Source organism: Kitasatospora sp. NPDC056783 (assembly GCF_042789895.1).
GTDB lineage: Bacteria > Actinomycetota > Actinomycetes > Streptomycetales > Streptomycetaceae > Kitasatospora.
Genome location: NZ_JBHUAF010000308.1, coordinates 1 through 10073, shown reverse-complemented (window position 1 = coordinate 10073; position 10073 = coordinate 1). Strand labels below are relative to the sequence as shown.

The following is a 10073-nucleotide window of genomic DNA, read 5'->3' as shown; positions in this document are numbered from 1 at the left end:
GGCGGTCGGGGTGGCGGTGAGCCGCTTCGTCTTCGCGCAGCCGTACGCGACGTCCGGTCTGGAGCTGGGACGTCCGGCGGGCTTCGAGGACGACCGCCGGTACTACGTCCTGGAGCTCGTCGTCCTCGCCGGCTGCCTCGCGGCCGTGGCGGCGCTGCGCCGGGGCCGTACGGGCCGGGCGCTGGCGGCGCTGCGGGACCACGAGGCGGGCGCGGAGGCGTCGGGGGTGCCGGTGGCCGGTCTCAAGCTGCTGGCCTTCGTCCTGGGCGCGCCGAGGCTGCTCGCCGGGGCGGCGGTGCTCGCGGGCGGCGGGCTGCTGCTCCGGCTGGCGGCGAGCCGGCCGGCCGGGGAACCGGACAAGGCGGGGCAGGCGGCGCTGCTGGGTTCGCTGGTGCTGTTGGTCGCGGTCGGCCTGTTGGGCCCGGTGGCGGCGCGGGCCCTGGCAGCGGTGCTCGGGGCCCCGGCGCGGGCACTCGCCCCGCGGGCGGGCTGGCTGGCGGACGCCAACCTGCGCGGCTACGCAGCCCGGCTCTCCTCCGCGGTGGTGCCGGTCGCGCTGCTGGTCGGGCTCTCCGGCACCATGCTGGTCCTGACCGGCACCGCTGAGCGGGCCGCCCGGGCGACGGGCACCGCGACCAGCGTCACCAAGGACAGCGACGTCTGGCTGCGAGAGATGGAGCTCGGGCTGCTGATCTGCTTCGCGGCGGTCTCCACGGTCAACACCCTGGTGGCGGTGACCGCCGACCGGCGCCGCGAGTTCGCGCTGCTGCGCCTGGCCGGGGCGACGCGACGACAGCTGCTGCGGATGCTCTGCGTGGAGGCCGTCCTGACCACGGCGATCGGTGTGCTGCTGGGCGCGGCCGTGGCGGCCTCGGCCTCGGGGGCGTTCAGTCTGGCGGTGACGGGTTCGGTGGTGCCGGTGGTGCCGGCCGCGGCGTGTGCCTGGGTGCTGTTCGGCGCGGCGGTGCTCACCGTGCCGGGGATCGTGGGCACGGGTCTGTGGGCGGTCGGCGGCTCGGCGGTGGCGACGACGAGTGGCGAACGGGGGTGAGGCGACGAGAGGGAGGAAGTCGCTGGGCTGACAGGGGCCCGGATGGACCGGATGGAAGGGGCAGGCGGGTGTGGTGACTCCGATGGCGCCTGGTGGATGCTGGGGGCCGGTCGGCGGGTGAGTGGTGAGGTGGATGGTGGCTGAGCGGCGGTACCGGACGGTGCGCGGTGGTGAACTGGCCTTCGCGGTCCTCGGGTTGCCGATCGGAGTGCTCGGCGGGGTGTACGCCGTCGCGGTCCTCTACGCGGGGGTGCTGCTCTCGCTCACCGTGCTGGGCCTTCCGTTCGTGGTGGCCGCGTTGCTCGGGGCGCGCAGGCTCGGCGGTCCGCACCGGTGGCTGGTCGGGCGGCTGCTCGGGGAAGCGGTGCCCGCGCCGCCACCGCTGCCGCGCCCGTCCGGAGTGTTCGCCCGGGGCCGGGTGGCGCTGACCGACCCGGTGGCCTGGCGGACGCTGCTCTACCTCCTCCTGCGGCTGCCGCTGGGAGTGCTCGGCTTCCTGGCCGTGGTGGCGCTGCCGCTCGGCAGCGTCTGGCTCGTGGGCTTCCCGCTCTGGGCACGGATGATGGAGCCGGGCCAGAGACCGATCGGCCTGCTGGACCTGGTCGCGGTCCCGGTCGGCTTCGCGGTGCCGGCCGTGCTGCCCGCGGCACTGCGGGTCCTCAGCGGGACGGACCGTGCGCTGGCCCGCGCGCTGCTCGGACCGGTGCGGTCCCAGCAGCGGGTGCGCCAGCTGGAGCACGCCCGGGCCGTCCTGCTGGCCGAGAACACCGACCGGTCGCGACGCCTGGAGCGCGACCTGCACGACGGCACCCAGGCACAACTGGTCGCGCTCGCCATCACCCTGTCACTGGCCGACGACGTACTGGCCGCCGCACCCCCGGCCGGTGATGCCGCGGCGGGCGGCGCTCCTGCCGGGGGAGAGCCGACCGACCCGGGCGGTCCGGACCTCGGGCGGCTGCGCACCCTGGTCGGCCGGGCCCGTGAACAGACCGACGCCACCATCACCGGCCTGCGCCGGCTGACCAGGGGCATCCACCCGGTGGCGCTGGACGGCGGGCTGGCCGAGGCGCTGCCGGGACTGACCGCCACCTCGCCGGTGCCGGTCGAGGTCCGGCTGGACCTGCGGGAGCGCCCGGACGAAGTGATCGAGCGGGCCGTCTATTTCTGTGCGGCCGAACTGCTGACCAATGTGGCCAAGCACAGCGGGGCCCGGTCGGCGGAGCTGAGCGTGAGCGCGGCCGAGGGGAGGGTCCGGCTGACCGTGCGGGACGACGGGCACGGCGGCGCCGCGATCGGTGCCGGCACCGGGCTGGCGGGCCTGGCCGGGCGGCTCGCGGCGGTGGACGGGCTGTTGCGGGTGGACAGCCCGTCGGGCGGACCGACGCTGGTCAGGGCCGAGCTGCCCAGTCGGTTGTGACGGGAGGTCGGTCGACAGGTCGGACGGCAGGTCGACGCCGGGAACGTCGGAGCGGGCTCAGCCGCCGGCTCACCTGCCGCTCTCCGCGAGATAGGCGAGCACGGCCTTGACCCGCCGGTTGTCGGCGTCGCTCGCGGGCAGCCCGAACTTGGCGAACACCGCCGCCACGTGCTTCTCCACGGCACGCTCCGACACCACCAGCTGTGAGGCGATCGAACGATTGGAGTGCCCCTGGGCCATCAGCTCCAGGACCTCCCGCTCGCGCGGGGTGAGGGCGTCCACCCGGCTGCGCCGACCGCCGTGCATCAGGCCGTTGACGATCTCCGGATCGAGGGCCGTACCGCCGGCGGCCACTCGGTGCAGGGCGTCCACGAACTCCGACGTCCGGGCCACCCGTTCCTTGAGTAGATAGCCGATGCCCGCGGCGCCGCCGGTGAGCAGCCGGGCAGCCCAGGCGGTCTCGACGTGCTGGGAGAAGACCAGGATGCCGACCTCGGGCAGGGCGGCCCGGATCTCGATCGCGGCCCGGATGCCCTCGTCGGTGTGGCTGGGCGGCATCCGGATGTCCACCACGGCCACGTCGGGCCGGTGCTCGGTGGCGGCGGCGATCAGTTCGGGCGCCGTCCCGGCGGTGGCGACCACCACGCACCCGCGGGCGGTGAGGAGTTCGACCATGCCGTCCCGGAGGATCACCGAGTCCTCGGCGAGGACGACGCGGAGCTGCTTGTCGATCATGCCGTCATTATCCGGGGCTGTCGTGCCCCGGGCCGCGGCGATGCCCGATCCGGTTCGGGAGTTCTTCAGTTCAGACTGGACAGTCCAGACTGATGAAATTACCGTGGGGCCGTGACCGAGAAGCGAACCACCCGTGCCGCCGCGGGAGACGGTGTTGCCGCGATCACCGCGACCGCCGCGACTCCCGCAGGACCCGCAGGACCCGCAGCCCCCGCAGACTCCGCACACCCTGCCGTTCCCGACCTCGCCGTCCCCGACACCGCCGCGCTGGCCGCCCGTGAACTGCGGGCCGTCTACAGCCGGTTGCGCCGCACGCTCCGGGAGGCCAGTGGCGGCGCCAGCGACCTGACCCCCTCCCAGACCGCCGTGCTCAGCCGGCTGATCAACGACGGACCGGCCTCGGCCAGCGGGCTGGCCACCGCCGAGCGGGTCCGCCCGCAGTCGATGGCCGCCACCGTCGCCGCGCTCGAACAGCAGGGTCTGGTCGGGCGCCGCCCCGACCCGGACGACGGCCGCCGCCAGGTGGTCAGCCTCACCGAAACCGGGCTGGCCTATGTCGCGGACCGCCGACAGGCCCGCCAGGGCTGGCTGACCCAGGCCATGGCCGACCGGTACACCGAGGCCGAGCGCGCCACCGTGCTGGCGGCGCTGGCCCTGATCGACAGGCTGAACCAGTGAGGCCCGGCCCGGGCCTCCGACTGGCCCTGCTCCGCGCGGGCCGTCACCGGCCCGCGCCGGACGGCGGGTTCGACCGCCGGCTGATCGCACCGATGGTGCTCGGCTCGGTGCTCAACCCGATCAACTCCTCGATGATCGCCGTGGCCCTGGTGCCGGTGGGCGCCGCCTTCGGCGCGCCGCCCGCCGAGACCGCCTGGCTGGTCACCGCGCTCTACCTGGCCACCGCCGTCGGCCAGCCGGTGATCGGGCGGCTGGTGGACACCTACGGTCCGCGCCGGCTCTACCTCATCGGGACGGCCCTGGTCGGCGCCGCCGGTCTGCTCGGCATGACGGCCCCGTCACTCGGGCTGTTGATCGCCGCGCGGGTGCTGCTCGGGCTGGGCACCTCCGCCGCGTACCCCGCCGCGATGCACCTGACCCGCAGCGAGGCCGAGCGGACCGGGCAGTCCAACCCCACCGGGGTGCTGACGGTCCTGACCGTCGCCAACCAGACCGTCACGGTGGTGGGTCCCACCCTCGGCGGCCTGCTGATCGGGCTGGGCGGCTGGCGGACGGTCTTCGCCGTCAACATCCCGCTGTCGCTGGCCTGCCTGGTGCTCGGCGCGGTCCGCCTGCCCGCCGCCGAGGGGCGCCGCGGCCGACCCGGGCGCCCCGATTCCCCCGGCCGCTCCGAGGACACCGGCCGCCCCGACCGGCTGGACCACGTCGGGATCGCGTTCTTCGCGGTGCTCCTGCTCGCGCTGATGCTGTTCCTGATGGAGCCCGACCCCGCCCGTTGGTACCTGCCGCTGCTCGCCGCGCTCGCGGCCGTGGGCTTCGCGGTTCGCGAGCGGCGGGCCCGTACGCCCTTCATGGACCTGCGGGCGCTCGCCGGCAACCGGCCGCTGATCGCCACCTACCTGCGTCAACTCCTCGGCTACACCGCCATCTACGCCTTCCTCTACGGATACACCCAATGGCTGGAGGAGGGGCGCGGCCTGTCGGCCACCGCCGCCGGACTGGTGCTGCTGCCGCTCTCGCTGACCGCGCTCACGGTCGCCGGTGCGACCGGCCGCCGGCCTGCGGTGCGCGCCAAACTGCTGGTCGGGTCCGGCTGCCAGGTCGCCGCCTGCGCCGCCCTGCTGCTGGTGCACCCGAACAGTCCGGGCCTGCTGCTGGTGGCCGTCGGCGTCCTGGCGGGTGCCTCGCAGGGCCTGATCGGGCTCAGTACCCAGACCGCCCTCTATCACCAGGCGGACCCGGCGGCCATCGCCTCGGCGGCCGGGCTGCTGCGCACCTTCATGTACCTCGGGGCCATGGCGGCCTCGGCCGCGACCGCGGGCTTCTTCCCGCACCGAGCCACCACGGGCGGGCTGCACCACCTCGCGCTGTTCATGCTCGGCGCCGCGGCCCTGCTGGTCCTCCTCACGCTGCCCGACCGCGCGCTCGGCCGACTGGGAAAGCCACCCCGACAAGGGTGATGACGGCCACTCAACCGTCTCGGCCCTCCCTGGCGGGCTCGCCGTGCCAGGGGTGCGGGCCCGGGGCGAGTTCGACCACCTCGGACGGATAGGCGTCCCGGATCACCTCGAGCAGCGTGCGCTGCTCGTCCAGCCAGGCCGGCGCGGGGGAGAGGGCGACCCGGAATGTGACGCCCTACTCCTCCGCGTCGGAGACGGTCACCCAGAGGCCACCCGGCCGGCCGGGTTCGATCCGCAGCTCCGGCCGTGTTCCTCGTCCGGCCACCGGACCGTGAGCTGGGGGAATTCCGGCAGGTCGAGGTAGCGGGTTCAGTGCCGTCGAGGGCCGGTTCGTCGGCCTGTCGGCTGAAAGTGAGAGCAGTAGCTCCGGTTGTGCGAGTGGGGGGGTGGCGGCCATCCCGACGTTCCATACCATTCATGTGGTTTTGGCTCGCTTGAGGACGACGCCATGTGACCTCCAGCTCAGGATCCAGACGGGGGCCGGTGGGTAAGATACGGGGTGTTTGGTTTTGTTTGCCGAGCGTTTCGGGTGGGGTGGTTGCGGTGGTGAGGCGGGAGCGGGCGGTCCGAGAGCGTGCTGGAGCCGACCGGCCGGCGTGGTGAACTGCTGCCCCAGGTGGTGCCCGCGAAGACGGCGTGGCTGGTCGCCGGGGCCTGGACGGGTGTGCAGATCCAGTCCCGGAAGATGTCCGGCCGGGCGGACCTGGAGCGCCGGGCGGCCGTGCTGTACCAGCACCTGATGCCGAGCATCGCGGTGCCGGGGGTGCCGGCCGCGCTCGACCTCGGAGTCGACCGGGGTGTCCCGGCGGCCGCCGAGCCGGCGGTGGTCACCCGGGCGCGCGCGGGCGGGGTGGGAGAGGGCGGGTCCGCGCTGGAGGAAGCCGGCGCGGATGAGGTCGCCTCGTCTTGAGTCGGGTGGTCGTGCCGCCTCCTTTGGAATCGATCCGCGCGAAAACAAACAGCTCATTCGGTTTTGTATTGACAAACCGTCTGTCCTGTTTTTGGATGGGTGCCGGGTGCTCGACCAGCCTTCCAGCGGGCCTTCGCGGACGGTGATCGGTGGAGCAGCCGCTCGGCCGGCGGCCGTCGGGGCCGTCGATCCGTCTGGATGTGGGGTGGTTCTCGTGGAGATCCGGATGCTGGGGGCCTTGGGGGTCCGACTGTGCGGGGTGTCGGTGGTGCCGTCGGCGCCGAAACCGCGACAGGTGCTCGCCCTGCTGGCCTTACGTGCCGACCAGGTCGTTCCGGCGGCGGTGCTCGCCGAGGAGCTGTGGTCCGAGCGTCCGCCGCGCAGCGCGCGCACCACCGTGCAGACCTATGTGCTCCAGCTGCGCGACCTCATCGACCGGGCGCTCGTCCAGGGGGGCGGCCCGGGAGCCTCCTGTGCGAAGGACGTCCTGGTCACCTCGGCCGGCGGCTACATGCTGAACAGCGGTGGTGGACTGGTGGACCTCCAGGAGTTCGACCGCCTCGCCGGGCAGGGCTACCGCGCCATGGACGTCGGTGACTTCCCGCTCGCCGCCTGCCAGTTGGGCGAGGCACTCGCGCTGTGGCGCGGTCCGGCCTTCGCGGACATCAAGCTCGGCAGTCAACTCGTCCTGGAGGCAAGGAGGTTGGAGGAAACCCGGCTCTGTGCGCTGGACCAGCGGATCGAGGCCGATCTGCGACTGGGCCGGCACCGGGTGCTGCTCGCCGAACTCACCGTGCTGGTCGACCGCTACCGCACCCACGAGAGCCTGTACGGCCAGTACATGATCGCCCTGCAGCGCTCCGGCCGCCGGGGCGAGGCCCTGGAGGCGTACCAGCGCCTGCGCAACACCCTGGTGCGGGAGTCGGGCATGGAGCCGTCGGCCGCGTTGCGGCGGCTGCGACGCTCCATCCTGCTGGCCGCCCCCGAACGACCGGACCAGGAGCAGCCGGGCGCGCTCGTCGACGGTCTCGGCGTCCGCACCGTGGCCCGCCTCACCGGGGTCGGTTGAGCCGAGGTCAGTTGATCCAGAGCCAGTCGATCCAGGGGCAGTTGAGCCGGGGTCGGCTGATTCGGAGTCGATTGAGCCGGTGCCGCCTCCCCGGAGCGGAGTGAGCGCGGCGGTCTTCGTGGCGCTCCGGCCCGGAAGTGGTGGCCCTGGTGGCCGATCGGCGGTGTCGCGAGTGGTTCCTGGCCTCAAGTCGCGGTGCCCGCAGGCCTTTCGGGGTCCGCGGCGCGCAGCGCCAGGTAGCGGTCCAGCCGGGCCGAGGCGGTCAGCATCGCCAGCCCCCGGGTGGTGAGGCGCTGCTGCCACCCGTCGAGGGCGCCGGCCAGTTCGCCGGTGCCGCCCGCCGTGCGGATCTGCCGCAGCACGGTGGCGATGTGGTCCAGCAGGTAGCCGCCCCGGCGGAGCAGATGGGCGAGTTCGGCGTCGCGGACGTCGGCCGGCAGATAGCGGCGGTGGCCGGTGGCGCGGTCCCGGGCGGGAGCGAGGATGCCAGCGGCCTCCCAGGTGCGCAGGGTCGCGGGGGTGATGCCGAGCCGGTGCGCGACCTCGCCGACGGTTCGGGCGCCGGGCAGCACGGGCAGGCCGGTCCCGGTGGCGGCCCCGGTGAGGTGGCCGACGGCTGCGCGGACGGCGGTGAGGGTCTCCCGGTCGCGCAGCAACTGGGCGTGGCCCCGGTCGAGTTCGGTGAGCGCGTCGTCCAGCCGGTCGGCGTGGAGGGCGGTCATGGCCGAACCGGCGGTCGCGTGCCCGTACGCGGCGACGAGGGCGAGGTAGGCGCGCAGGGCGGACGCGTGCAGTTCGGTGTAGATCCGGTAGCCGGACGGCGTGCGTTCGGCGAGCGGCAGGCAGCCGTCGCGCTCGTAGTTGCGGATCGCCTGGGTCGAGATGCCGTGTTCGCGCGCGAGGTCGGCAGGGCGCATGGTCGTCTCCGATTCCGGTCCGCTGTCGTCCCTCGGTCAGGGATGTTTGAGGCTTTTGGTGGAGGCTGAGGGGTGATGCGGGGAAAACTCTCAACCGTTCGTTCAAGGATACGCTTGAGGTCCATGAACCAGGACATCGATGATTTCGTCACCCCGGCGTGTGAGCTGCTGGGCCTCGGTGAGCCGACGCACCAGGAGCCGGCCTTCGGGTGGGTCCGCAACGAGCTGTTCGCCAGGCTGGCCGTCGACCGGGGCTTCCGGTCGATCGCGCTGGAGACCGACCGGGTGGCCGCGCTCGCCGTGGACGCCTACGTCCGGGAAGGGATCGGCACCCTCGATTCGACGATGGCGGAGGGCTTCACCCATGGTTTCGGTGACCTCGCTCCCAACCGTCGGCTCGTCGCCTGGATGCGGGAGTTCAACCGGGAGCGGCCGCCCGGTGAACGCCTGGCCTTCCACGGCTACGACACCCCGACCGAGACCACGAGTGCCCCCAGCCCGCGCTCCTACCTCGAAGGCGCCCGCGACTACCTGGGCCTCGACCTCGACTTCGACATCGCCGCGGTGGCGGGCGAGGACGAGCGCTGGAGTCGAGAGGAGGCGGTGATGGACCCGGCCCGGTCGCCGGGCGGCACCACGGCGGCCGCGCGGCTGCGCCGCACCGCCGATGACCTCCTCCTCCACCTGCACATGCGGGCACCGCAACTGATCGAATCGACCTCGCTCGCCGCGTGGTACGCGGTCCGCACCCGGCTGGCCGCCGGGATCGGACTGCTGCGCTACCACGCGCAGTCGGCCGTTCCGGGGCTCACCCAGGGCGCCCGGGTCGGCGCCCTGAGCGGCGTTCGCGACGCCCTGATGGCGCAGAACCTCCTCGACATCCGCGAGATCGAGGCCCGGCGCGGACCGACGTTGCTGTTCACCCACAACCTGCACGCGCAGCGCAGCCCCAGCGTCTGGACGCTGGGCGACCTGCACTGCGAGTGGACGAGCGCGGGCCACATCGTCGGCGCGCTGCTGGGCGAACGGTACGCCTTCGTCGCCGGGAGCCTGGGGCGCAGCGAGGCGATCGGACTGTCCGAGCCAGCTCCCGGGACGTACGAGAGCCACCTGCGACGAAGTGGTGGGATCTGGGAGTTGACGGCTCCGGAGGTTCCGGCCGAGGCCCGTACCCGCACCGACACCGTCCCGCGGCAGGGTTACTTCCCGCTCGACCGGGAGATCCTCGAGGGCGCGGTCGCGCTGCTGCACATCGCCGACGGTGCGGCGGTGCCGGCCGGGAGCTGAGCGGACGTCGGTCCCGGGTAGGCCTGCCGCAGGTGGGCGACCAGGGCGGCGGCCGGTGTGGAGGCGGGCTGCCCGGCCGGCCAGGCCAGCGCGATCCGGACCCGGGGGACGGGCCCGGTGAGCGGGCGGACCCGCAGACCGGGCACCCGTCCCGGGTCCGGAAGCACGGCCACGCCCATTCCGTGGGCGGCGAGTTCGGCCAACTGCGGTGGCGCGGCCGCTTCGACGCCGACCGCCGGGTCCACGCCGGCCTCGGCCAGGGCCTCCTCCAGCGCGGTGCGCATCCCGGTGCCGCGCGGGGTGCTCACCAGGGCGTGTCCGGCGAGCGCCGCGACCGGAAGCGGGCCCCGGCCGGAGCCGCCGCCCGGGCCGTCGGCGGAGTCCGGGCCGGTGTCGGTGCCTGGGCCGGTGCCGGTGCCTGGGCTGTCGTCGGAGCCCGGGTCGTCGCAGCCCGGATCGCCCGCGAGCGGATGCCGCTCGGCGCAGGCCGCGACCAGCGGGACCTCCAGCACGGTGTGCAGGACGAGCCCAGCCAGGGCCGACCAGCCG

The 10073-nt window shown here is 73.9% G+C and carries 10 protein-coding genes; 7 read left to right on the top strand and 3 right to left on the bottom strand.

Annotation, left to right across the window (positions count from 1 at the left end):
- The coding region (locus tag ACFRMQ_RS31145) for an FtsX-like permease family protein (RefSeq protein WP_380734053.1) at positions 1–1051 on the top strand (1051 nt) is incomplete at its 5' end.
- Between the two features lie 133 nt (positions 1052–1184).
- The gene (locus ACFRMQ_RS31140; protein ID WP_380734052.1) at positions 1185–2468 is read left to right on the top strand and encodes a sensor histidine kinase; all 1284 of its coding nucleotides are present in this window, start codon (positions 1185–1187) and stop codon (positions 2466–2468) included.
- A 69-nt stretch (positions 2469–2537) separates the two neighbouring features.
- On the opposite strand, the gene ACFRMQ_RS31135 is transcribed toward ACFRMQ_RS31140, so the two are convergent.
- Positions 2538–3203, bottom strand: a complete 666-nt coding sequence (locus ACFRMQ_RS31135) for a LuxR C-terminal-related transcriptional regulator (RefSeq protein ID WP_380734051.1) — start codon at positions 3201–3203, stop codon at positions 2538–2540.
- Between the two features lie 111 nt (positions 3204–3314).
- Here ACFRMQ_RS31135 and ACFRMQ_RS31130 point away from each other — a divergent pair, with 111 nt between their 5' ends.
- The 4 genes from ACFRMQ_RS31130 (at position 3315) to ACFRMQ_RS31115 (ending at position 7320) form a co-directional block, all read left to right on the top strand.
- The gene (locus tag ACFRMQ_RS31130; RefSeq protein ID WP_380734050.1) at positions 3315–3881 is read left to right on the top strand and encodes a MarR family winged helix-turn-helix transcriptional regulator; all 567 of its coding nucleotides are present in this window, start codon (positions 3315–3317) and stop codon (positions 3879–3881) included.
- A gap of 92 nt (positions 3882–3973) precedes the next feature.
- Entirely contained in the window at positions 3974–5341 is a 1368-nt protein-coding gene (locus ACFRMQ_RS31125) for an MFS transporter (protein ID WP_380734055.1), read from the top strand.
- A 574-nt stretch (positions 5342–5915) separates the two neighbouring features.
- On the top strand, positions 5916–6251 hold the full coding sequence (locus ACFRMQ_RS31120; protein WP_380734049.1) for a hypothetical protein: 336 nt from the start codon (positions 5916–5918) through the stop codon (positions 6249–6251).
- Between the two features lie 214 nt (positions 6252–6465).
- Complete coding sequence (locus ACFRMQ_RS31115) at positions 6466–7320, top strand: BTAD domain-containing putative transcriptional regulator (RefSeq protein ID WP_380734048.1); 855 nt, start codon at positions 6466–6468, stop codon at positions 7318–7320.
- Between the two features lie 185 nt (positions 7321–7505).
- Here the strand turns inward: ACFRMQ_RS31115 and ACFRMQ_RS31110 are convergent, their stop codons facing one another.
- A complete protein-coding gene (locus tag ACFRMQ_RS31110; RefSeq protein ID WP_380734047.1) occupies positions 7506–8237 on the bottom strand; it encodes a TioE family transcriptional regulator in 732 nt (243 codons plus the stop codon).
- Between the two features lie 123 nt (positions 8238–8360).
- Between ACFRMQ_RS31110 and ACFRMQ_RS31105 the strand changes: the two genes are divergently transcribed.
- Positions 8361–9524 (top strand): erythromycin esterase family protein, encoded by a 1164-nt coding sequence (locus tag ACFRMQ_RS31105; RefSeq protein ID WP_380734046.1) that lies wholly within the window; start codon positions 8361–8363, stop codon positions 9522–9524.
- On the opposite strand, the gene ACFRMQ_RS31100 is transcribed toward ACFRMQ_RS31105, so the two are convergent.
- Positions 9437–10073 (bottom strand): LysR family transcriptional regulator substrate-binding protein (locus tag ACFRMQ_RS31100; protein ID WP_380734045.1); only part of this gene is annotated, 637 nt, incomplete at its 5' end. The genes ACFRMQ_RS31105 and ACFRMQ_RS31100 overlap by 88 nt on opposite strands.

What these genes read in the sequence shown, in the direction of transcription:
- ACFRMQ_RS31135 (WP_380734051.1), bottom strand. Translation starts at nt 3,203, where the DNA reads ATGATCGACAAGCAGCTCCGCGTCGTCCTCGCCGAGGACTCGGTGATC.
- ACFRMQ_RS31140 (WP_380734052.1), top strand. Translation starts at nt 1,185, where the DNA reads ATGGTGGCTGAGCGGCGGTACCGGACGGTGCGCGGTGGTGAACTGGCC.
- ACFRMQ_RS31110 (WP_380734047.1), bottom strand. Translation starts at nt 8,237, where the DNA reads ATGCGCCCTGCCGACCTCGCGCGCGAACACGGCATCTCGACCCAGGCG.
- ACFRMQ_RS31105 (WP_380734046.1), top strand. Translation starts at nt 8,361, where the DNA reads ATGAACCAGGACATCGATGATTTCGTCACCCCGGCGTGTGAGCTGCTG.
- ACFRMQ_RS31125 (WP_380734055.1), top strand. Translation starts at nt 3,974, where the DNA reads ATGGTGCTCGGCTCGGTGCTCAACCCGATCAACTCCTCGATGATCGCC.